20 protein-coding genes are annotated in these 22,405 nt (G+C 32.3%); 10 read left to right on the top strand and 10 right to left on the bottom strand.

Annotated features, from left to right (window positions below; all coding sequences use genetic code 11):
* The first annotated feature begins 2 nt into the window (after positions 1-2).
* The 7 genes from ACFQ0I_RS05485 (at position 3) to ACFQ0I_RS05515 (ending at position 7,066) form a co-directional block, all read left to right on the top strand.
* A complete protein-coding gene (locus ACFQ0I_RS05485; RefSeq protein WP_379940176.1) occupies positions 3-1,028 on the top strand; it encodes a DUF3857 domain-containing protein in 1,026 nt (341 codons plus the stop codon).
* 36 nt (positions 1,029-1,064) lie between these two features.
* Positions 1,065-2,012, top strand: a complete 948-nt coding sequence (locus ACFQ0I_RS05490; RefSeq protein WP_379940178.1) for a hypothetical protein — start codon at positions 1,065-1,067, stop codon at positions 2,010-2,012.
* Entirely contained in the window at positions 2,013-2,339 is a 327-nt protein-coding gene (locus ACFQ0I_RS05495; protein ID WP_379940180.1) for a nucleotide pyrophosphohydrolase, read from the top strand.
* Positions 2,340-2,373: 34 nt separating this feature from the next.
* Complete coding sequence (locus ACFQ0I_RS05500; protein WP_379940182.1) at positions 2,374-3,597, top strand: 3-phosphoshikimate 1-carboxyvinyltransferase; 1,224 nt, start codon at positions 2,374-2,376, stop codon at positions 3,595-3,597.
* A gap of 114 nt (positions 3,598-3,711) precedes the next feature.
* The gene (gene queA, locus ACFQ0I_RS05505; protein WP_379940184.1) at positions 3,712-4,761 is read left to right on the top strand and encodes a tRNA preQ1(34) S-adenosylmethionine ribosyltransferase-isomerase QueA; all 1,050 of its coding nucleotides are present in this window, start codon (positions 3,712-3,714) and stop codon (positions 4,759-4,761) included.
* 241 nt (positions 4,762-5,002) lie between these two features.
* Positions 5,003-6,043: a 23S rRNA (adenine(2503)-C(2))-methyltransferase RlmN gene (gene rlmN / locus ACFQ0I_RS05510; RefSeq protein ID WP_379940186.1), complete on the top strand. Its 1,041-nt coding sequence runs from the start codon at positions 5,003-5,005 to the stop codon at positions 6,041-6,043.
* 45 nt (positions 6,044-6,088) lie between these two features.
* Positions 6,089-7,066: a polyprenyl synthetase family protein gene (locus ACFQ0I_RS05515; protein WP_379940188.1), complete on the top strand. Its 978-nt coding sequence runs from the start codon at positions 6,089-6,091 to the stop codon at positions 7,064-7,066.
* Positions 7,067-7,093: 27 nt separating this feature from the next.
* Here the strand turns inward: ACFQ0I_RS05515 and ACFQ0I_RS05520 are convergent, their stop codons facing one another.
* From ACFQ0I_RS05520 to ACFQ0I_RS05540, 5 genes are all read right to left on the bottom strand, one after another.
* Entirely contained in the window at positions 7,094-7,468 is a 375-nt protein-coding gene (locus ACFQ0I_RS05520) for a DUF7670 domain-containing protein (protein WP_379940190.1), read from the bottom strand.
* Between the two features lie 31 nt (positions 7,469-7,499).
* Positions 7,500-9,071, bottom strand: a complete 1,572-nt coding sequence (locus ACFQ0I_RS05525; protein WP_379940191.1) for an outer membrane protein assembly factor BamB family protein — start codon at positions 9,069-9,071, stop codon at positions 7,500-7,502.
* A gap of 145 nt (positions 9,072-9,216) precedes the next feature.
* A complete protein-coding gene (locus ACFQ0I_RS05530; protein ID WP_379940193.1) occupies positions 9,217-10,194 on the bottom strand; it encodes a transglutaminase family protein in 978 nt (325 codons plus the stop codon).
* A gap of 15 nt (positions 10,195-10,209) precedes the next feature.
* Entirely contained in the window at positions 10,210-11,136 is a 927-nt protein-coding gene (locus ACFQ0I_RS05535; RefSeq protein WP_379940195.1) for an alpha-E domain-containing protein, read from the bottom strand.
* Between the two features lie 20 nt (positions 11,137-11,156).
* On the bottom strand, positions 11,157-12,599 hold the full coding sequence (locus ACFQ0I_RS05540) for a circularly permuted type 2 ATP-grasp protein (protein ID WP_379940197.1): 1,443 nt from the start codon (positions 12,597-12,599) through the stop codon (positions 11,157-11,159).
* A 334-nt stretch (positions 12,600-12,933) separates the two neighbouring features.
* On the opposite strand from ACFQ0I_RS05540, the gene ACFQ0I_RS05545 reads away from it, so the two are divergent.
* From ACFQ0I_RS05545 to ACFQ0I_RS05555, 3 genes are all read left to right on the top strand, one after another.
* Entirely contained in the window at positions 12,934-13,533 is a 600-nt protein-coding gene (locus ACFQ0I_RS05545) for an RNA polymerase sigma factor (protein WP_379940199.1), read from the top strand.
* Positions 13,520-14,221, top strand: coding sequence for a hypothetical protein (locus ACFQ0I_RS05550; RefSeq protein WP_379940201.1), 702 nt, complete (start codon positions 13,520-13,522; stop codon positions 14,219-14,221). The genes ACFQ0I_RS05545 and ACFQ0I_RS05550 overlap by 14 nt, the downstream gene beginning before the upstream one ends.
* Before the next feature lie 103 nt (positions 14,222-14,324).
* On the top strand, positions 14,325-15,419 hold the full coding sequence (locus ACFQ0I_RS05555) for a hypothetical protein (RefSeq protein ID WP_379940203.1): 1,095 nt from the start codon (positions 14,325-14,327) through the stop codon (positions 15,417-15,419).
* Positions 15,420-15,615: 196 nt separating this feature from the next.
* Here the strand turns inward: ACFQ0I_RS05555 and ACFQ0I_RS05560 are convergent, their stop codons facing one another.
* The 5 genes from ACFQ0I_RS05560 to ACFQ0I_RS05580 form a co-directional block, all read right to left on the bottom strand.
* Positions 15,616-17,796 (bottom strand): peptidase domain-containing ABC transporter, encoded by a 2,181-nt coding sequence (locus tag ACFQ0I_RS05560; RefSeq protein ID WP_379941041.1) that lies wholly within the window; start codon positions 17,794-17,796, stop codon positions 15,616-15,618.
* Between the two features lie 28 nt (positions 17,797-17,824).
* Positions 17,825-20,020, bottom strand: coding sequence for an outer membrane beta-barrel family protein (locus ACFQ0I_RS05565; RefSeq protein ID WP_379940205.1), 2,196 nt, complete (start codon positions 20,018-20,020; stop codon positions 17,825-17,827).
* Positions 20,021-20,198: 178 nt separating this feature from the next.
* A complete protein-coding gene (locus tag ACFQ0I_RS05570) occupies positions 20,199-21,707 on the bottom strand; it encodes a radical SAM protein (protein ID WP_379940206.1) in 1,509 nt (502 codons plus the stop codon).
* A 47-nt stretch (positions 21,708-21,754) separates the two neighbouring features.
* On the bottom strand, positions 21,755-22,003 hold the full coding sequence (locus ACFQ0I_RS05575) for a hypothetical protein (protein WP_379940208.1): 249 nt from the start codon (positions 22,001-22,003) through the stop codon (positions 21,755-21,757).
* Between the two features lie 81 nt (positions 22,004-22,084).
* A complete protein-coding gene (locus ACFQ0I_RS05580) occupies positions 22,085-22,318 on the bottom strand; it encodes a helix-turn-helix transcriptional regulator (RefSeq protein ID WP_379940210.1) in 234 nt (77 codons plus the stop codon).
* Positions 22,319-22,405 lie beyond the last annotated feature (87 nt).

The raw sequence follows: 22,405 nt of genomic DNA on the forward strand, positions 1-22,405 counted from the left end.
CCATGAGATTCATCGTATTATTATTTAGCCTTTGTTTTTCGGTTTCAGTATGCGCTCAAAATTTCGATTTCGGCAAAGTATCAAAAGAAGAACTTCAAGAAAAATTTAACCCGTTAGATTCCTCGGCAAGCGCCACTTATTTGTATAAATACAGAAAGACCTTCTTTGAATACCGACAAGAAAAAGGATTTGAGTTAGTAACCGAAATTCATGAACGCATAAAAATATACAATAATGAAGGTTTTAATTACGCCACTAAAAAAGTTAATCTATATAAAAGTGGAAGTGATGAAGAAAAATTAAGCGGTTTAAAAGCATACACTTATAATTTAATAGATGGAAAAATAGAAGAAACAAAGTTGGATAAAAATGGCATATTTGAAACAGAACAGTCAAAGTACCTTAATGAAACAAAATTTACTATGCCTAATATTAAACCAGGATCGGTTATTGAATATAAATATGCAATTAGTTCACCATTTTTTTGGAACGTAAATGATTTTGTATTTCAGCATGATATTCCAGTAAAAAAAATTGAATCTAAGTTTGAAACCCCCGAATATTTTAATTTTAAGATTAATACCAAAGGCTTTTTATCCATTAGTCCAAAAATAGAAACCAAAAGGGATAAAATAAGATTTCCTGCCAAAAAAGAAATAAGAGAAGGTTTAGTTGTTGTACAGTATGCCCAAAATGAATCATTTTTAGAGTTTGCAAAAAATATTACTACTTATGATTTAACAAATATTCCGGCATTAAAGGAAGAGCCTTTTGTGAATAGTATTAATAATTACAGGTCGGCCGTTCAATTCGAATTGTCTTATACAAATTTCCCTCAATCACCCATAAAATATTACTCCACTACCTGGGAAGACGTTGTGAAAACTATTTATCAAAATCCGAATTTTGGAGGAGAACTAGATAAAACAGGTTACTTTGAAAAAGATATCGATGCCTTAATAGGGAGTATATCAGATCCTGTAGCAAGAGCTTCTCTTATATATAATCATGTAAAAGCTCAAGTGTAATGGAATGGCTATTATGGTAAGTATGCCGATGATGGGGTGCGTAAGGCCTATAAAGATCAAGTTGGAAATGCGGCCGAAATTAATTTGATGCTCACATCTATGTTGCGCTATGCAGGAATAAAAGCGTATCCTATTTTGGTTAGTACACGACAAAATGGAATTCCTATTTTCCCAACACGAGAAGGTTATAATTACGTGGTTACCTATGTGAACTTACCAACAGGCGTGATGCTTTTAGATGCTACTAATAAATATAGTGCACCCAATGTTTTACCGTTTAGAACTTTAAACTGGCAAGGTCGCGTTATTGCAGAACATGGTGGGTCTGAATTAATTGATTTATTCCCAAAAGAAGCATCAAAAAACACAACCTATCTAATGGTTAATTTGGACGATCATGGCGCCGTTAATGGCGATTTCCGAACCATGAAAACCAATCATAGCGCCATGCTATACAGAGAAGAATATATAGAAACTAATAAAGAGCAATATCTAGAAAAACTTGAAAACAAGTATAAAGGCATGGAGATTTCAGACTTTAAAGTGGACAATGAATCAGACTTGTCAAAACCAGTTATGGAAACTTATAAATTTGTAAAAGAAAATCAGGCAGATATTATTGGAGATAAAATTTATTTTTCACCGCTTTTATTTTTAAAAACCACCGAAAATCCTTTTAAACTAGAAAAACGAGAGTTCCCAGTCGATTTTGGTTTTCCAACCTTTAACAAATACATGATTGTTATAAACATACCAGAAGGATATAAAATTGAAACGTTTCCAAAACCTACGGTTTTAGCGCTGCCAGATCAACTAGGAAGCTATAAATATAATTTATCATTCACCGATAATAGAATTCAGGTAATTATAGAATCAGAAATTAATCAACCCATTATATCTTCTCTTTACTATGAATCATTAAAAGCTTATTTTAGCAAAATAATTGAAACGGAAGCGGAAACAATTGTTTTAACTAAAGCATAAATGGACATAAAAAACGCACAACTTATAGTAGATAACTGGATAAAAGACCACGGTGTTCGTTATTTTAACGAACTTACTAATATGGCACAACTTACCGAAGAAGTGGGTGAAGTAGCTCGTATTATAGCCCGTCGTTACGGCGAACAAAGCGAAAAAGAAAGCGACAAAGACAAAGATTTAGGCGAAGAATTGGCCGATGTAGTTTTTGTAGTATTGTGCTTAGCTAACCAAACAGGTATCGATCTTCAAGCGGCGTTTGATAAAAAAATGGATATAAAAACCAATCGCGACCACGATAGACACCATAATAATGAAAAATTAAAGTAAATTTGCTGCTTCTAAAAAAATAGAATTTATAAGTATGCATATTACGCTTCAAAAATCTGCAATAGCAAAGGAATCTTCAGTTCAAATTACGGGCTCAAAAAGTGAATCAAACAGATTATTACTTTTAAAAGCCTTGTATCCAACTATCCAACTTGAAAATGTTTCAAATTCAGACGATAGTGTTTTAATGACTGAAGCTTTAAAATCAAATTCTAATTTTGTTGATATTCATCACGCAGGAACCGCTATGCGATTTTTAACCGCGTATTTCTCTATTCAAGAAGGACGAGAAGTTACGCTTACTGGTTCTAAACGTATGACAGAGCGTCCTGTGCAAATATTGGTTGAAGCTTTAAAAGAACTTGGTGCAGAGATTAGTTATGTAGAAAACGAAGGCTTTCCGCCAATAAAAATAAAAGGTAAAAAGCTAACAAATAATAAAGTATCGCTTCAAGCCAATGTGAGTAGTCAATATATTTCGGCGTTATTACTCATCGCTTCAAAACTTGAAAATGGTATCGAGTTAACTTTAGAAGGCGAAATCACGTCGGTGCCTTATATAAACATGACACTTAGTTTGTTAGATGAAATTGGTGTAGCATCCTCTTTCGTAGGTAACACCATCACCGTAAAACCCAACCCCCAAGCCCCAACCCCTAAAACCTTAACGGTAGAATCCGATTGGTCTTCGGCATCCTATTATTTCAGTATTGCTGCTTTAAGCGAGGTTGGTACAAAAATAACCTTATCGTCTTACAAAGAAAACTCGTTACAAGGCGATTCAGTGTTAGTCGCTATTTATAAGCATTTTGGAGTACAAACTAGTTTTAAGAATAATACCGTGGTATTAGAAAAAATTAGTACCGACCTAAAACCGTTTTCCTATAACCTAACTAACGCACCAGATATTGCACAAACCATCGCTGTAACCTGTTTTGCATTAGGAATAGCCTGTGATTTAACCGGACTTCATACCCTAAAAATTAAAGAAACAGATAGGTTAGTGGCTTTAAAAACCGAAATTGAAAAATTAGGAGGCAGTGTTAAAATAACAGATAAGTCGTTACACCTTTCAGCATCAAATAAGATTAAAGAATTAGTGCCTATTGCAACTTACAACGACCATAGAATGGCCATGGCTTTTGCGCCAATAGCGCTTAAAACGCCAATAATCATTGAAGATGCCGAGGTGGTTTCAAAATCCTATCCAACCTTCTGGAAAGACCTCGAATCTATTGGTTTTAAAATAACTAAATAATAATCACGTATTTACTTGACAAGGCCTACTTTCAGATTGTATATTTGCACCCGTTTATAATTATAAGAATTGTTTTATAAACGAATAAACAAATAAACATATAAACTCTTTTACATGAAGTTATCAAACTTTGGTTTCAATTTGCCAGAAGAATTATTAGCAGAATATCCTGCAGAAAATAGAGATGAATCTCGTTTAATGGTTTTAGATAGAAAAAAACAAACTATCGAACATAAAATGTTTAAAGACATTATAGACTATTTTAACGAGGATGATGTTTTAATTCTTAATAATACTAAAGTGTTTCCTGCCAGATTATATGGTAATAAAGAAAAAACAGGCGCAAGAATAGAAGTATTTTTATTAAGAGAATTAAACGAAGAACAACGTCTTTGGGATGTTTTGGTAGATCCAGCTCGAAAAATTAGAATTGGTAATAAATTATACTTTGGCGACGATGATACGTTAGTTGCAGAGGTTATAGATAACACAACCTCTCGTGGTCGTACATTGCGTTTTTTATATGATGGGTCTTACAAAGAATTCCGTAGAAAATTAAATGAACTGGGCGAAACACCACTTCCAAAATACATAAAAAGAGAAGTACAGCCAGAAGATGAAGAGCGTTACCAAACCATTTACGCAAAAAACGAAGGGGCTGTAGCTGCTCCCACCGCAGGACTTCATTTCTCAAGACATTTATTAAAACGTTTAGAAATAAAAGGTGTAAAATTTGCTGAAGTTACCCTGCATGTTGGTTTAGGAACCTTTAACCCTGTTGAGGTAGAAGATCTTTCTAAGCATAAAATGGATAGCGAAGAGCTTAAAATAGACCAAAAAGCCGTAGAAATTGTAAATAAAGGGATAAGAGATAAAAGACGCGTTTGCGCTGTTGGTACTACCGCCATGCGAGCTATCGAAAGTTCGGTGTCATCAAACGGCGAATTAAACGAAGTAGAAGGATGGACTAACAAATTTATTTTCCCTCCGTACGATTTTAGTATCGCTAACTGCATGATTACCAATTTCCACACACCAAAATCAACTTTGTTAATGATGGTGTCTGCGTTTGCAGGTCACGATTTTATTAAAAAAGCATACGAAGAAGCTGTAAAAGAAAAGTACAAATTCTACAGTTATGGCGATGCCATGTTAATCATATAAATTCCAAAAAAGCCTTGTTAATTCAAGGCTTTTTTATTCTTACAAAGGCTGGGGTCTATTTTTTTTATTTGGGCATTCCCCTTAAGGGTCGCGCTTTCCATTGCAAGTCCTCGCTCCCCCGAAGCGTCGGGGTCGCTGTGGGCTTTCCATTACAATCGCTAATGCAAATCACAACTTCAATTCATAATTCGTAATTCATAATTCATAATTAGAAAAACGTTTCACTATTTTTGCAGCACTTATGGCAACAACAAAAAAAGACATTCGGGCACTTACTAAAGAACAACTTAGAGAATTCTTCGAAAAACAAGGCGATAAAGCCTTTCGGGGTAATCAGGTTTACGAATGGTTGTGGCAAAAATCGGCACACACTTTTGAGGATATGACGAATCTTTCAAAAGAAACCCGACAAATGCTCGAAGAACATTTTGTTATCAATCACATAAAGGTCGATACCATGCAGCGCAGTAAAGATGGTACCGTTAAAAATGCCGTGCGATTGCACGATGGCTTAATTGTAGAGTCGGTGTTAATACCAACTGCTACCAGAACCACGGCCTGTGTTTCCAGTCAGGTAGGTTGTAGTTTAGACTGTAAATTTTGTGCCACGGCACGTTTAAAACGCATGCGTAATTTAAACCCCGATGAGATTTACGACCAAGTAGTTGCCATCGATAACGAAAGCAGATTGTATTTTAATCGGCCATTAAGCAATATTGTTTTTATGGGCATGGGCGAACCACTCATGAACTATAATAACGTTTTAAAGGCGATCGATAAGATTACTTCAGATGAAGGCTTAGGCATGTCTCCAAAGCGTATTACGGTTTCAACCTCTGGCGTGCCAAAAATGATAAAAAAAATGGCCGACGATGAGGTTAAATTTAATTTAGCCGTGTCCTTGCATTCGGCGATTGATGAAGTTCGAACCGCTATCATGCCGTTTAATGAGAATTTTCCCTTAGAAGACTTGCGAGAAGCTTTAGAATATTGGTATGCGAAAACAAAGCGTAAAATTAGTTACGAATATGTAGTTTGGAAAGGTATTAACGACAGCCAAAAAGATATCGATGCGTTTGTGAAATTCTGTAAATATGTACCTTGTAAGGTGAATATTATTGAATACAATCCTATTGATGACGGAGAGTTTCAACAAGCATCAAACGAAGCCTTAGAAAATTATATCGCTTCATTAGAAAAAAATAGAATCGTGGTTAATGTACGCCGAAGCCGAGGAAAAGATATTGATGCAGCGTGCGGACAATTAGCAAATAAAAGTTAAAATTTAAGTTGTAAAACTTATATTTGAAACTTATAACTCAGAAATTTGAAAGTAGTAGAGCAAATAAAACAACCTATAGATTTTGAAATGGATCTTTTCGAGCAAAAGTTCCTACTCTCAATGTCTAGTAAAGTCGCTTTACTTAATAGAATCACAACTTATATTGTTAACCGTAAAGGCAAACAAATGCGACCCATGTTCGTGTTTTTAGTTGCTAAAATGGTATCGAATGGCGAGGTAAGCGAACGTACTTACCGTGGCGCTTCGGTGATTGAATTAATACATACCGCAACCTTGGTGCATGACGATGTGGTAGACGATAGTAACCGTCGCCGAGGTTTCTTTTCAGTAAATGCCCTATGGAAAAATAAAATAGCGGTTTTAATTGGCGATTATTTATTGTCTAAAGGCTTGCTTCTAAGCATTGATAATAACGATTTCGATTTATTAAAAATAATATCGATTGCAGTTCGCGAAATGAGTGAAGGCGAGTTGTTACAAATAGAAAAAGCCCGTAAGTTAGATATTACCGAGACGGTTTACTACGAGATTATTCGCCAAAAAACAGCCACCTTAATTGCAGCCTGCTGTAGTTTAGGCGCTGCCTCGGTAAAACCTGAATCAACCCACGTAGAGGCTATGCGTAAGTTTGGTGAACTTATAGGTATGGCATTTCAAATTAAAGATGATTTATTCGATTATAGCGACGATCAAATTGGAAAACCTACAGGCATCGATATTAAAGAGCAAAAAATGACCTTGCCTTTAATTTATGTGCTCAATCAAGCAGAAAAAAAGGATAGAAATTGGTTAATTAATTCTATTAAAAACCACAATAAAGATACAAAGCGTGTTAAAGAAGTAGTGGCTTTTGTAAAAGACCATGGCGGGTTAGAGTACGCTATTTCTAAAATGAAAGAATTTCAAGAACAAGCATTACAAATACTTAATACGTACCCAGAATCAGAATATAGAAATTCATTGGAATTAATGGTGAATTACGTGATTGACAGAAAGAAATAGTGCTTTATAATTCAAGGGTTTAGCCTGCTAAAGATTCTTTTTTCGATGACTTTTTATAAATAGAATTTCCACTAAAACAAAAGGAAGCGTAATCATGCAAATAATGCCTAGACTTAGCCATACAGAATGGTTTATATTGTAATTAATTTTAAAAACTATCGGACTAAACCCTAGCGCAATTAAGATAAATAGTATTCCGCCAATATATTCCCATTTCCAAGCTATCATGAGTATGGCAATTAAAATAAATGATGGTATAAGATGAATTAAAAACCCAGTCCATTGTTGCCAAAAACTTAGTGTAGAATTAAAAGAATCAAAAGCAAATAAACTAATAAATAGGATTGCGATGATACATATAATTCGAGGTAACCAATGATAAACCTGGACAGACTTTTTCATGTTAATTAAATTTTGATTAACAAACACTTACTTAAGGATTGGGTTTTGCTCCAAACAGATCATCTAAATTAACTACAAATAAACTATTGTCTTTAAAGTCGTAAAATGTGTTTCCAACAATAACAGAATTATAGGATAAATCTAACCTTGCCATTTCTTGATTTGTTTCGTCCAAAATTATGGTTTGATCGTCTTTAGCTAATAACAAACATTTATTGATTGTGCCGTAGCTGTAATAGAGATCATCAAAATCAAATTGCTTAGTAATAGTTAAGTTTAAATCCAGCATAAGCGCCTTTCTATTGCTGGTTTGAATAAAATAGTTCGTTGAATCTAATGTTATAAGTTGGCTGAAGCTGTTATTGTTATCTTTTATGTAAATGTGATTGCCAATAAAATATTTAAGCTCTCCAAGGTTATCAGTATCAAAAATCTTTGAATTTATTTCAGAGCCGTCGCGTAAGGAGTATGTGCTTAGTTTGTTTTTAAATGAAATTACTAAGGTGTCATGATGGGTTTTAAAATCAGAAATGGGCTCGTTTTTCTCGCTTATGGTGTTATAAAAAATTTGTTCTCCAGTGTTTTTGTTCACACCCATAATAAACGGAACGCCAAAATCTATTTTTTTATTACCCCAATACGCATAACCATAATTAACCATATATAACAAACTGTCTTTAATGAATATAGAAGATTTACTGGTTGCGTCTTCAGGCAACGGATTTGTCCATGCTATTTCTCCGTTGTGCTTATAAATGTTAGAAATGCTTTCTTTGGAAGCAACATAAATAGTAGAACTATCAATAATGATATTAGAGACTACATCTCTCACAACATTGGGTCCAGATGATGTTACATAGGTACCAGTTAAAATTCCTAAAGTAACACCCGTAATATTTTTAGCAATGGTTTCTGTATAGTCTTTTTTCCCGGTTACCGTGGTATAATCCCAACCAGAACCATTGTTTAAATTAATGCTGTGTAATCCTGAAGATGCAATAAGTAAGGTAGAATCATTTAATTTTATTATTTTGTTCCAACCAAATGTTCTGTTCAATTCTTTCTCCCAAAGGGCATTGCCATTCGTTAAATTTATTGCTTCAAGCGTATGGATATTTCCTGCTAAACCTTTGTATTGATAACCAATGCCAATTTTTTTAATAGGGTCCACATAATACAAGTCGTTTTTTATATCCCAATTATGTTCTCCGGTATTGTTGTTTAAGTTTATTAATTTATTTCCAACATACTGGGTAATAATAGTGCCATACTGATGGATGTTACCTTGAGAAAAATCAACTTTTTTATCCCATTTTACCTGCTTGTTGTTAAGGTCAAAAACCAAAATGTCTCCAGTGGTACTTAGTATTTTGCCATTTTTGCTAAGTTTTCTCAACTTTAATGTCATGTAATTCGATATCGTGTCCAGATATATTTCATGAATTCTATTTGGAAATATATATTCTTTCGCAATGATGTTTTTTTGAGATTTAATATCGAGGCCAATAGCCTTGTCATTATAGGACACCTTAACCTTTGAAGACTGAGCCATAGATGTTATGGCAATCAGAATCAATAACCCAAATAATAGTCTATTTTTCATAATGCTAAATTTTACTTGTTTAAAGGGTCAATTTTAATAAGGCGTATGGACCATTAATGAGAAAAATTAAAACTAAAATCCCTAATACACAATGATATAAATCATTATGCATCAGGGATTTTCTAGTTGTTTATTACCGCTAAAGTTATTGCTGCTGCTGCTGGTTTTGTTGAACCTGCTGTTGCTGATGCTGTATGCGGTCTAAATTACGCTGATAACTGTTGTTGGTTTTAGAGCCTGTAAAAGTATTAGGTGGCACTTCAATAGCTTCCTTAGTTTTTGTAGAACTAATTTCTACATTAACAAACAGGTCAGATTCTACTTTTCTTTTAAATACACCTTTTACGGGCGAACAATCGGCATAGCTTCGTCCGACGGCTAAGCGCACATGGTTTCCGTTAGCAATGGCATTGTTTGTTGGATCGACTCCAAACCAGCCATAAAACGGGATGTAGGCTTCAATCCACGCATGGGTGGCGCCTAAACCTCGTGTATTATCTTCTGCAGGGCATATATAGCCACTAACATAACGCGCAGGAATACCAGCCATTCTTACCATTTGGAGCAAGATATTTGTAAAATCTTGACAAACACCTGCTTTTAATTCCCAGACCTCGTCTAAAGTAGAATCTACATTAGTGACGCCTTTAGTGTATTTAAAGTTATTATAAACATAATCGCAAAGTTCTAAAACGACTTTATAAGGTGTTTTTGTAGCGAGATTTTTTGAATTTATTAAGTTTAACACTTCTTCAGAGCCACTAAAAGGCGCGGGTTTTACAAAATCGATAATATCCGCATCGTATTTTTTAGTTTTTAACTCCTCCCATTGTGTAGTTGCGTCAACGGTATCTTCAGGAAATATTTTGTCGTAAATTATTACTTCAACATCCGAAGTGATTGTTAATTCGTCATGAGGTTCCGTAATCAAAAAAGTGCCAACGCGATTGTTATAAAAATCGTTAAACGTTTCTACATACGGATTGTTTGTAACCGAAATAAAATGGGATATAACTTTTTGATACTCATCATTTATAGGGTGCAATCTAATTAAATTGGCACCGTCAATTACAGTATTGCTATAACTGAATTTAGTAACATGTTTGATAAAAAATGTTCGCATAATTTATTTTTAAAATCAGTTAATGTTTGAAAGGTATACGGCATTAATATTCATAGATATATTTCTAATATCTTGTTTAATACCATCTATATAATTATGTAAACCTTGTTCTTTTATACTTTCAATAGTGGTATATTTAATAGTACTTTCGAGCTTCCCGATTAAAAATTCCAGATTGGTTTTTTCAAGTTCATCGGCATCAATAAGTTTTTCAATATACCAGCTTAATTTTTTTACACAATAATAAACCGATCTGGGGAATAGCTTATCTTGAAAAACCATGCGAATAACGTGTTCTTCGTTGAACGTCGATTTATGAGTTTTTAAATATAACTGATATCCACCAATAGAAAGTAATAGGTTTTTCCAGTAGAAACTTTTTTCTAAGCTATCGGAAGAACTTCCAATTTCCATAAGTTTAAAAGATGTAAAATCTGATATTTGAATAACACGTTCTAAAAATTTACCAATACTCATAAAATAATAGGAAGGCCCACGTTCTTGAGTTACTTCAGAAGTGCCATAATATATTAAATGATGTTTTCTTAAGTCTTCTAAAAACTGCACAGGATCTTCTTCTCTTAACCTTCTGGGTAAATCTTTATCTGTAAGGTATAAATAGTAATTATTAATACAGAGCCAAAGTTCTCTCGAGATGTGTTCTTGCACACTTCGGGCGTTTTCTCTTGCTTTTGTTACAATATTTAAAATGGAATTAGAATTTCCAGTATTAAACACCATAAAGTCGATACACTCAATAGCATCTTCAGTATAAAATTCGTTTTCTGAAGTGGTGAAATTTTTAATTATTGGTGTCCATGAAAATAGTTCGGGAGAGTCTTGATTTGCAATAAAATTTACTTTTAGTAAACTTAAAATTCCGTTGCCTCGCTCCATATATCGGTCTAACCAAATAAGGTTATTTGCTACTCTACTTAACATATTTTAAATGTTTTTTTAAATTATTGTAATACCCATGTGTCTTTACTGCCGCCTCCTTGTGAACTATTTACAACCAACGAGCCTTTTTTAAGGGCGACACGGGTTAAACCACCAGGACAAATATCGATACCATCTTTTCCAGAAAGCGCAAACGGACGTAAATCGATGCATCGAGGTGATAATTGACCGTTTATATAACACGGCGCTGTAGATAATCTTAAAATAGGTTGCGCTATAAAATTTTCTGGTTTCTTTTTTACATTATCCAGATAGTCCTTTATTTCAGCTTCACTCGCTTCATGCCCCATTAACATACCATAACCACCGCTGCCATCGGTTTTTTTAATTACCATATCTTTTATGTTTTTGGTAACATAATCTAACTCGTCTGGTCTGCCTAATTGGTAGGTTTCAATGTTTTTTAGTATTGGTTCTTCGTTCAGATAATATTTTATCATGTCTGGCACATAAATATAGATGGCCTTATCATCTGCAATTCCAGTTCCAGGAGCGTTTACAATATTTACGTTGCCTTTTCTGTAGGCAGCCATAATACCTGCGACACCTAAAACACTCTGTGCGTTAAATTCTAAAGGGTCTAAATAATCATCGTCAACACGTCTATAAATAACATCCACTTGTTTTAAGCCGTTAGTGGTTTTCATGTAAACAAAATGATTTTTCACAACCAAGTCACTTCCTTCAACCAACTCTATACCCATTAATCGGGCTAACGTGGTATGCTCGTAATACGCCGAATTATAAATACCAGGAGTTAAAAGCACAATATTTGGGTTTTCTTTATTAGAAAGCTCTTTTAACTTTTTATAAAGCATGTTGGGATAATTGGATACCGATCGCACCTGATTTTTTGGTAAAATACCAGGAAATAGTCGTTTAGATATTTCTCGATTTTCGAGCATGTAACTAACGCCAGAAGGTGTTCTTAAATTATCTTCAAGTACATAAAACTCCCCATCGTTATTTCTTATTAAGTCTACCCCAGAAATATGCACATACACATCATAAGGCACTTTTACGCCTTTCATTTCCCGTAAAAAATTAGGGCACGAATAGATTAAATCGGCAGGAATAAGGCCGTCTTTTATAATGAATTGCTCATTATAAATATCTTTAATAAATAAGTTTAAAGCTTTAAGACGTTGCTTGATGCCGCGTTCAATTTTATCCCATTCTTCGGCAGTTATTATTCTAGGAACAATATCGAACGGAAATATTTTTTCAATACCTTCATTGTCATTATAAACTGTAAAGGTAACACCTTGACTCATGAATAATTGCTTAGAAAGGTCTTCTTTTTTTGTTAGTTTTTCTGGTGATGTTTTTTTTAGATACTCAATAAATCCTGAATATTGACTTCTAAATTCTTCATTGTCAGAGTACATTTCATCCCAAGTGCTTGGAAGTTTTTCGTAAGTAGAGAATAGGTCAGTGTTTTTCATATGTTACAGCTATTAAACCAAATATAGTAAATTGTTAAAAAATATTGATTGATTTAACTTTTTAAGTAAATATAAATTAAGCTTTATTTTAATTTGTTAAAAATTATTCGAAATTTTATTAAGAAACTCTTTTTTTTGGTGTTTAATTGTGTACTAAATAATTTGTAGGATTAAATGTGCGTGATTAATTTACTGTTTTTTTTAAAATTAATAGAGTATCAGGCAACCATGCGCATAAAAATAGCGTCTTTACAAGTAGAAGGTTAAATGAAACATTCCTAATTAAGAATTGTAATGACAAAAGAAATAACGACATGAATGTTAATTCTAACCTATGAAAAGCAATATTAATCAACAGATAAAATCATTTTTGAAGGTTATACAACTCCATAACAACGAATCGGCTCTCATAGAAAGAGCCATTAAAAACGATCGAGAAGCACAACGCGTTTTGTATGACATGTATGCATCAAAAATGTTGAGTGTTTGCCGGTATTATATTAAAGATATGCAACATGCTGAAGAGGCGATGCTAAACGGATTTTTTAAAGTATTTTCAAATTTAGGGAGTTTTAGATTTGAAGGAAGTTTTGAAGGTTGGATACGACGTATTATGATACGCGAATCTATTTCGTTTTTGCGGCAACAAAAACATATTGAGTTTCCTGTTGAAGATATTGAATATAATAACGATTACGATAACACGCTACAAATAAATGTTGAGGTAGACCAATTACAACACCTTATAGATTCACTTCCTGAAGGCTATAAAATGGTGTTTATAATGTATGCCATAGAAGGGTATAAGCATCACGAAATTGCGAGTGTGTTACAGATTACAGAAGGTACCTCGAAATCGCAATTGTATAAAGCGCGAAAAATGCTTCAGGAAAAATTACAGCAATTAAATAAAACAAGCTATGGAACAAAATAAATTTGATGAACAGGTAAAAGCAAGTCTAGAAAACAGGAGGTTGCAGCCATCAACCGATGCTTGGGAAAAACTTTCAAACCGTTTAGATGCAGGCGCTAAAAAGAAACATAACAATGCTTTCTGGTATATAGGAATTGCAGCAAGTATTATTGGAATTTTATTAGTAGCACTTCCCATTTACAACACAAAGCCGGTGGTTGTACCTGTAATAGTAGACACGCCGCTTGAAAAACAGATAAAGCGTTCAGAAGTTGCCGTTGAAGCTATTCAAGTTGCAAACGATGTTTCAAAATCAACAAAACCAATAGAGCAGGTAGATAGGGTTAATGATAATTCGGTTTTGAATGAAAGTGAAACTACTAATGTAGTCACCAAGAAAACAGTATTGAAGCAGGAAGTTTTAACTTTTGAAGACCAAAAAATAAATGAAGTGGTAGCTAAAGTTGAAGATTTAAAATCAAAAAATCAAGTAGTTACAGACGAGGTTATTGATGCCTTGCTACTTGAGGCTCAAAAGCAAATCAGGTTTAAAAAATCATATAATAATAGTACTGGAATTGTGGATGCTAACATGCTGCTACAAGAGGTGGAAACCGATTTAGATCAATCGTTTAGAAGCAAAGTTTTTGATGCTATAAAAGCCAGTTTCGGAACCGTAAAAACAGTAGTAGCACAACGCAATGATTAGTTGTCATTCCTACGAAAGCAGGAATCTCATTAATAAAAAATAAAAATTTTCATCAATAAATCAATCATTAATTAACACCCGAAAGGGCAAAAAACGAACAGTTATGCAAACAATTATTAAGTATTTAGCTTTAATCACGCTAATTTTAAATGTGCAACTAATCAAGGCGCAAGACTCGATTCAGAATCCAAACAATAAAAACAAAATTGAAACTTTACAGAAAATTAAGGAGCAAATTCAAAATGAAGAACGCGACTATTTGAAAGTAGAAGTAGAGGCTATAAACAGTCGTTTGGAAAAAGGCGAAATTACGAACGCAGAAGCAGAACTATTAAAAAAAGAAGTGGCGAAAAAGCGTGCGTTAAATATTGAAAATAGAATTGCTATTATAGAAAATAAATATGCGCTTTCAGAACGTAATGAAGAAGGCTATGAATTTGTAGGTGAGCATGCTATTAATGGAATTGTAAGAGTTGGAGGCGCTAACGAGAACACAAGCGAAAGCTTCATTTTTGTCGGTGATAAAGCAAAAGACAAACCAAAAAATTTAAAATATGATCGACGTACTACCAGCGATTTTGTGCTAGCCTTTGGCCTTAACAACGCCATAATAGAGGGCGAAAAGTTAGATGATTCTCCCTATAAATTTGGAGGTTCACGCTTTTTCGAAATCGGGTGGGCGTGGAAAACCCGCGTGTTTAACGAGTCTAATTTCATGCGTTTAAAATATGGATATTCATTTCAGTTTAATGGATTAAAACCAACCGACAATAATTATTTTGTGCAAGATGGAAACCAAACGATTTTACAAGAATTTCCCGAAGAACTAAAAAAATCAAAATTGGCAATTACCAATTTAGTATTTCCTGTTCATTTTGAATTTGGACCTTCTAAAAAAACAGAAAAAGACACCTATTTTAGATATTCAACCGATAATCAATTTAAAATTGGTATTGGTGGGTATGGCGGATTTAATATTGGAACCCGTCAAAAATTAAAATACGAGTTTGATGGCGAGCGCATTAAGGAAAAGCAAAAACAAAGTTTTAACACCAGTAATTTGGTATATGGTTTAAGTAGTTATATTGCTTTTGACGATGTGGCATTGTATGTTAAATACGATTTGTCGCCCATTTTTAAAGACCAAGCAATTAAACAAAATAACATATCAATCGGGTTAAGATTTGATATGGATTAGTAATCAGTAAGTAAAAAAGAGACTGTCTGAAAGGAATTTTTTCAGGTGGTTTTTAATATTTTGAAGTTGATTTTTGGGTTCAAAAGTGTAGCTTAAAAATTGTTATTTGAACCTAGATGTTTTTTTTCATATTCTTTCTAATTCATGCTATATTGAATGTTTTAAAATTAACGATGAAAATAGTTGATTTTAGTGTTTAATTCCCAAGTTCAAGTTGATTTTTAACAAGATTATAATATTCAGTCTTTTTGTTTATTAACGTTTGATGTGAACCTTGTTCTACTATTTCTCCTTTTTTAAGCACTACAATATTATCTGCATTTTTGACAGTACTAAGGCGATGTGCAATAATGACTACAGTTTTATTCTTAAAAAATTCTTGTAAATTGTCATGGATTATTTTTTCGTTTTCGGCATCAAGAGCAGAGGTTGCTTCATCAAAAAATATAAAATGTGGATTTTTGTAAACAGCTCGTGCAATGAGTATTCTTTGTTTCTGACCACCTGAAAGACCATTTCCTGCGGCTCCAATTTTTGTATTATATTGTAAAGGTAATGTTTCTATATATTCTTTAATATGAGCAATTTTAACTGCTTTGTTTAATTTTTTATTATCAATTTGTTTGTCTTTTGTGGCGATATTTCTTTCTATAGTGTCTGAAAATATAAAACCATCTTGCATTACTATACCTGTATTTTTTCTGATGCTCTCTGGAGAGAGTGTTAAAATATTTTCTTTGTTGTAGTAGATTTCTCCCTGAATAGGATTGTAAAACCTTAGCAATAGTTTCATGAGGGTTGTTTTTCCACTGCCACTGGCACCGACAATAGCCGTTATTTTACCATCGGGAATGAATAAGTTAATGTTTTTTAAAACAAAAGGAGAATTAGGTCCTTCGTATTGAAAGGAAAGGTTTTTTAAAGTAATTCCGATTTTATTGTCTTTTTTTGGAAGATCATTTTGAATACTTAATTGTTTTAATTTTTCTGATTCTTCCAGTTGATGATTTTGAACTTCATTAAGTCGCTCTAAACTCAATTTGGCATCTTGTAATGAACGAATAAAGCCGATTAGTTGATTGACCGGAGAGTTCATCTGTCCAATAATATAAGATATGGAAAGTAACATACCCAAAGTCATTTTACCTTGTACTACATAGGTTGCAGCAAGAAATGTAACTAAAATGTTTTTGAGTTGATTGAAAAATTCAAATCCTGATAATTGAATTTGGTCAAGTTTTAAAATTCTTGTGTTAAGTCTGAATAGTTTTTGTTGGATATTCTCCCATTCATTTATCTTAAATTCTTCAAATTGATTCAGCTTCATCTCTGTAACACCGTTGAGCATTTCGTAGATAGATTCTTGATTTTCACTACGATGTTGAAAACGAAAATAGTCTAAAATTTTTCTTTTTCTCAACCAGTAGAATGACCAAATAATTGAAATGATAGTTAGGGTCAGATATACAATCAAAATTTTAAAGTCATAATACCATAATACTCCAAAAAAAACTGAAAAGGTAATAATGGAAAAAAAGGTTGTTAAACTTTGTGAAGTAAGAAATTCTTCTATACGGTCGTTATCTTGAATGCGTTGCTGAAAGTCTCCCATTAATTTTGTGTCAAAGAACTTGATAGGGAGTTGGAGCATTTTTTTAAGAAACTGTGAAATAATAGTAATACTCAAATGAGTACCTACATATAACATGAGCCAGTTGCGAAATATATTAATAATAATTGACCCGAGAAACAAAGTAAGTTGAGCTAAAAGTATTAGGAAAATAAAATGGAGGTCTTTTGCATTTACTCCTTTATCTATCAATGCTTCTGTAAGAAATGGAAAAATTAAGGTTAAACCACTTCCCAATAAAAGCAACAAAAACATGATGATAAGTTGCTTTTTATAAGGCTTTAAGTAATTAAGTAGAAATTTTATTGTTAGTTTTTCTTCTTTTTGCGGTTGTTCTTTGTAGAATTTTTCTGTTGGATTAAGAAACAAGGCTACGCCATGTTCATCATCGGAAAGCCAAGATTTTTCAAATTTTTCTTGGGTTAATTTTATTATTCCGTGGGCAGGGTCTGCAATGTGAAATACTGGTTGTTTTGTGAATAGTGTTTTTGATATTTTATAAAGAACTACAAAATGGTTTTGATTCCAATGTAGAATAGCGGGGATGTTAGATTTGCTTAAAATTAAGTCTGATACTGAAAGTTTTAAGGTTACTGACTCTAAACCAATCTTTTGAGTAGCCTCCGAAATTCCAAGTAGAGAAACTCCGTGGCGAGTTAAAAAGGAGTTTTCTCTTAAAAACTGAATTGAGTACTGTTTACCATAATACGATGAAATCATAGCTATGCACGCCGGACCACAGTCCATTTGGTCATGTTGTGGATAAAATTTTATGCTATTCCACATTTTTCCCCATTCTGTTTTTTTCGTTTTCAATAATGGATTCTTTCTGTTCTAAATCTCTTTCTTTGCCTGATTGGAAAGAATAACTAATACTAAATATAAACCTGTGAGTATTGATTTTAGAGTAAATGGTTTTTTCTATTCCGAGAAAATCATAGTGGTAGTTTGTTCTACTCGTATCAAAAATATCATTAAGTCCAAACGACATTTTTAAATTTTCATTAAAAATAGGAATATCTATATAGGTATTAGCTACAAAGTTCTCTTTGTAGTCGTAACAAATATTTTGGTTTGGGTTAGTATAATTCCAGTTAAAGTTAAGCTTTATCCCGTTTGGGAAATTTATCAAGTTGGTCGAATTTATGTTAAATCTAATACCTTCATAATTTTGATTATCTAGAGAATACTTTGCATATGATGTTGTTATTTTATTTTGAATATTCCACCAGTTTGCTATTTTTATAGGTAAACTTGCATAAAATTTAAGAATAGATAAAATACCTTCATTTTGATAAGTGGAGGTTGTTATACCTGTTTGATTATCGTAAATAGGTTTTGCAAAAAAGTAATCGTTAGAGTAGGTGTAGGATAATTGACTCACATATTTTGACTTATAAGCGTATTGAATCCCAGTTCTGTAATTCGTATAGGCTTTTATGTCTGGATTTCCTTTATATTGATTGGTTGCATCGATAATAGATAGCGTTGGATTAAAATAGTAATAACTTGGTCTTTCTATATATAAATTAGTAAACAATGTTAGTACTTTAGTATTTTCGATAAACCTTTTATAATTAATGCTTGGTATTAAATTGTTATAACCTGATTTAGTATCGGGTTGTTCAAGGGTGGTAAAAGTATTATGGGTATATTCGTCTCTTATTCCAAAATTCCAAGCATTTCTTTTATTTATTACATTATAACTTGCATAAAAGGAAGTGATTACTTCTGAAAATTTAAAACTATCTGAGTATTCATCAAGTATGGACCAATTATTTGATATGTTCTCTTCTGTTAAGGAATTATTAGATATTTTAGTATTAACTATTTTAATCCCTAAGTTTAAATTGTTATCATTAAGAAAGATTTTACTTAAATCGGCTTGTAAAGAAAATATTTGGTTTTGAGTATAGTTATCTGTCCTTAATTCTTCCGAATCGAAGAGAGTATTACTTTTATAATATTGATTATTAATGTTTAACGGGCTTTTCTCTGTATTGTACGCGTAGGAAGTGGTTAATACAAAATTGCTTTCTAAAGAATCCAATTTTCTTTCGTAAAAGGCAGAATAGGTATGGTACAAATCTTTTGAACTCGCTAATTTTTGGGTAAGAATAGAATCCAATGTTTGGGAGTTTGTAATGATGTTTTTTTCAATAGGGTTTAAATCTAACGCAACATCATAGAAATAATTATAAAGAATGCTTATAGTGTTTTTATCGTTTAACAAATAATCAATACCTAAATCTGCTGCCAGTTCTCGTCTTTTAATATCTGGTGTATTTCTATTAATTGTGTATATAATTTTGTCAGGGAAAAGGTCTGTTTCGTTACCTATTATTTGATGGTTGTGTCTTCGGGTATAAAAATCTGTTGAAAACCTGAACTTATTGGTTCTATGATAAATAGAGATGTCTCCTCCACTGTTTTCAGTAAATTTATCCGCAAGATTTAAATTGATATAATTCAAATCTATGTTGGTTCCCACATCCTTTTTTAAAATAATGTTTACAAAGGCATCTGTTTCAGCATCCATTTCGGCCATTTTCACATCTGTGATAACAATTTTTTGGATATTGCTGGGATCTAAATTGTTAAGGTAATTAATCAAGGCTTGGTCTGAAATTATTAATTCTTTATTGTTTACCTTTACAATAACTTTATTACTTCCCAAAACAGACAAACCTTCATGCGTACTGACTGTGGGGGCATAATTTAGAACTTCCATGGCGCTTTTCTTATTGGATAGTTCTGTTCCTTCTACATTCAATGTATTTCCTGTTGCTGTGAACTGAACGGTTTTTTTAGCACTAATCACAACTTCGCCAAGTGATTCAATGGGTTTTAGTTCTATATCATGGAAAATGTAATCGTCTTTGACCCCAAATTCAAATTCAAAAGATTGAAAATTGGGGTCTTCAATGTTTATAACATAGTTACCGTTATTAATGGATTTGAATACAAACACACCTAGGCTGTCAGTTTGGGTATATGACAGTAATTTGTTTTGAGAGAATAGTTTAATGTATATTTCGTTAAGGGGTTGTTTAGTTTCTGAATTGATCAAGTTTCCTTTTATTGAATTTTGGGATAAGGAAAAAAAAGGAATAAGTAAGATAAGTATGTAGTATATCTTCATAGTTAATTTATTCGTGATATAAACTATAGATGGGTTTAGGGGCATTTGGGCATGCTGGGTCTGGGAAATCCCAATTGTTTTCTCCATAAGCTTGCAAAACTTCACTATAACAAACACCTAATCCATTTCTGCATTTTTCAAATTCAGAGCAAGTTTTACAGGGGCTTTGATTGGAAAAATCAATTCTTTTTAAATCATTTAAATCCTTGGCTTTGCGAGAGTTCCAAACGCTTTTAATGCTTTCCTCTAGTACATTTCCTATAATAAAGTTTTCATTCCAATATAGTTGGTCGCAAATTGATACATTCCCATCGGGTAAGATATGTATTTTACTTAAATTCGCACTACAATAAATTCTACCTTCAAATTCGCTTTTTTTTAATTCAATATCTTGAACATATCTTTCTCTGGTGTTTAATCCAGATACAATTATATTAAAATGATAATCTTCAATATTTTTTTGGTTATTAAAGTAATTTTCTAATTTATTATAAGATTCTAGAGAAATTTTAAAATTGTTAAATTCAGATTCACCTTTATAAATGGACCTGCCAGCAGGATTAAGTGAAATCTCATAAACTGAAGGGAATCCTTTTAAAAAGTTTAAAACATTTACTATTTCTTCAATACTATCATTGTATTTTGTAAGCACAATATTTACTCTTAATTTGAAGCCGTGTTTTGTAAATTTTGATATGCTTTCTCTTATTTTATGAATATAATTACTATTTAGAATTCTATTAATCTTTATAATTTTTGAGGAATCAATGGAGTCAATAGAAAATTGAAATCTTTCAAATCCGAGATGTTTAAGTTTGATAATATCTTCCTCTCTCAATGGTATTTTTGTTGATAGGTACGGTTTATATCCAACAGAACTTAATGTTTCTAAAAATTCATACCAATATTTATATAAGAAAAGTTCAGTTCCAGAAATATCAAAATTCGAAACACCCAAACTTTTTGCTTCATATATAAGTTCTTTAAGCCTGCTAATAGGAAAGATTCCATTGTTTTTTTTTCTGTTATCAACATAACAATAGATACAATCTGTAACACAATTTGTGTTTATTAACATTTGAATTTCAGTAGGGCCGATAAAATTTCTTTTAGAAAATATATCAATGTCATTGAAATTATATTTTTTTAGGTCAATAATATCTCTTTTACTCTTATTTGGGTTTTTTAATAAAGTGTTTTTTGGGAATGCAAATAAAGAGTTATCGTATTCAATCCAAACTCTTTCATTATTTTCAAGTAAAGGTTTAATTGCTTGCAATATTTCAGTCTCATTTATATCCATATGTGTAGAAATATCTTTTAAAGTGGCTTTTAAGTTTTTAGCTCCTGTAAAAAAGGAAAGAATGATAGCATATGCAGGATGAATTTTTGATTCAAAACTTGTTTCAGCTATGCCGTCTTCTTGGAACTGATTTTGTGGTGCATGCAATAAAACTCTTTTTTCATCATAAAATAATGAATAAAATTCATTTAGTTTGTAGTACTGATTTAACATTTCTAGAAATTATTTAAAGAGCCCTATGGTGATAGGGCTCTATTTAATTAAAGATTATTATTAATTGTATCTCCTTTTTTAGAAGTTACACATACTCGGCATTGTGTACAACCATCTGGTTCAGCCGTTCCTCCAAAGATTTCTTTTGCTTGTATTTTTGTTAAAACCTTTGCCGTTGTTAATTTAGGGAAATTCATGATTAAATATTTAAATTTACGAAAAAACTCTTCATACATTGCGTGAAGTCGCACAATTTGATCAAACTCAAACAAAGTAAATAATATAGAATTAAGCATACCATACCTTTTTTTTCTAAATTATACTTGTGTAGTATAAAGCGTAAACTTATTAATTAATTAAAACGAAGTATTTACCTACTATTCAATAGAAGTATTGCAGTTGCAATAATTCGATAGAGGACATATTGTATCTGGAGTTGTATCAAGTATTCTTGCTAGCGAAAGTATCGTAGAATGTTTTAGTTCAGTTTTTCCATTTTCAATATCAGAATATGATTTTTGCGAAATACCAAGTTCAAAAGCAACATATTCTTGCGAAAAATATTTTTGAAGTCGAAGACTTCTTAGTTTGTTAGGTTTATTTTTTTTCATTACAATTTAGTTTTTTGGGGTAGATTAAGACTTTGTTTTTCTTTACGAGGCTTACATTTTATAAAATCTTTGATTGCAATTATTTAT

Source organism: Mariniflexile aquimaris, from assembly GCF_042676825.1.
In the GTDB taxonomy this organism is placed as follows: domain Bacteria; phylum Bacteroidota; class Bacteroidia; order Flavobacteriales; family Flavobacteriaceae; genus Mariniflexile; species Mariniflexile aquimaris.

Excerpts from the sequence above, each read along its gene's own strand:
- ACFQ0I_RS05555 (WP_379940203.1), top strand. The coding sequence starts at position 14,325 with ATGCAAACAATTATTAAGTATTTAGCTTTAATCACGCTAATTTTAAAT.
- ACFQ0I_RS05540 (WP_379940197.1), bottom strand. The coding sequence starts at position 12,599 with ATGAAAAACACTGACCTATTCTCTACTTACGAAAAACTTCCAAGCACT.
- ACFQ0I_RS05580 (WP_379940210.1), bottom strand. The coding sequence starts at position 22,318 with ATGAAAAAAAATAAACCTAACAAACTAAGAAGTCTTCGACTTCAAAAA.
- ACFQ0I_RS05530 (WP_379940193.1), bottom strand. The coding sequence starts at position 10,194 with ATGCGAACATTTTTTATCAAACATGTTACTAAATTCAGTTATAGCAAT.
- ACFQ0I_RS05525 (WP_379940191.1), bottom strand. The coding sequence starts at position 9,071 with ATGAAAAATAGACTATTATTTGGGTTATTGATTCTGATTGCCATAACA.
- ACFQ0I_RS05535 (WP_379940195.1), bottom strand. The coding sequence starts at position 11,136 with ATGTTAAGTAGAGTAGCAAATAACCTTATTTGGTTAGACCGATATATG.
- ACFQ0I_RS05500 (WP_379940182.1), top strand. The coding sequence starts at position 2,374 with ATGCATATTACGCTTCAAAAATCTGCAATAGCAAAGGAATCTTCAGTT.
- ACFQ0I_RS05545 (WP_379940199.1), top strand. The coding sequence starts at position 12,934 with ATGAAAAGCAATATTAATCAACAGATAAAATCATTTTTGAAGGTTATA.
- ACFQ0I_RS05495 (WP_379940180.1), top strand. The coding sequence starts at position 2,013 with ATGGACATAAAAAACGCACAACTTATAGTAGATAACTGGATAAAAGAC.
- rlmN (WP_379940186.1), top strand. The coding sequence starts at position 5,003 with ATGGCAACAACAAAAAAAGACATTCGGGCACTTACTAAAGAACAACTT.
- ACFQ0I_RS05550 (WP_379940201.1), top strand. The coding sequence starts at position 13,520 with ATGGAACAAAATAAATTTGATGAACAGGTAAAAGCAAGTCTAGAAAAC.
- ACFQ0I_RS05570 (WP_379940206.1), bottom strand. The coding sequence starts at position 21,707 with ATGTTAAATCAGTACTACAAACTAAATGAATTTTATTCATTATTTTAT.
- ACFQ0I_RS05485 (WP_379940176.1), top strand. The coding sequence starts at position 3 with ATGAGATTCATCGTATTATTATTTAGCCTTTGTTTTTCGGTTTCAGTA.
- ACFQ0I_RS05560 (WP_379941041.1), bottom strand. The coding sequence starts at position 17,796 with ATGGACTGTGGTCCGGCGTGCATAGCTATGATTTCATCGTATTATGGT.
- ACFQ0I_RS05575 (WP_379940208.1), bottom strand. The coding sequence starts at position 22,003 with ATGCTTAATTCTATATTATTTACTTTGTTTGAGTTTGATCAAATTGTG.
- ACFQ0I_RS05520 (WP_379940190.1), bottom strand. The coding sequence starts at position 7,468 with ATGAAAAAGTCTGTCCAGGTTTATCATTGGTTACCTCGAATTATATGT.
- queA (WP_379940184.1), top strand. The coding sequence starts at position 3,712 with ATGAAGTTATCAAACTTTGGTTTCAATTTGCCAGAAGAATTATTAGCA.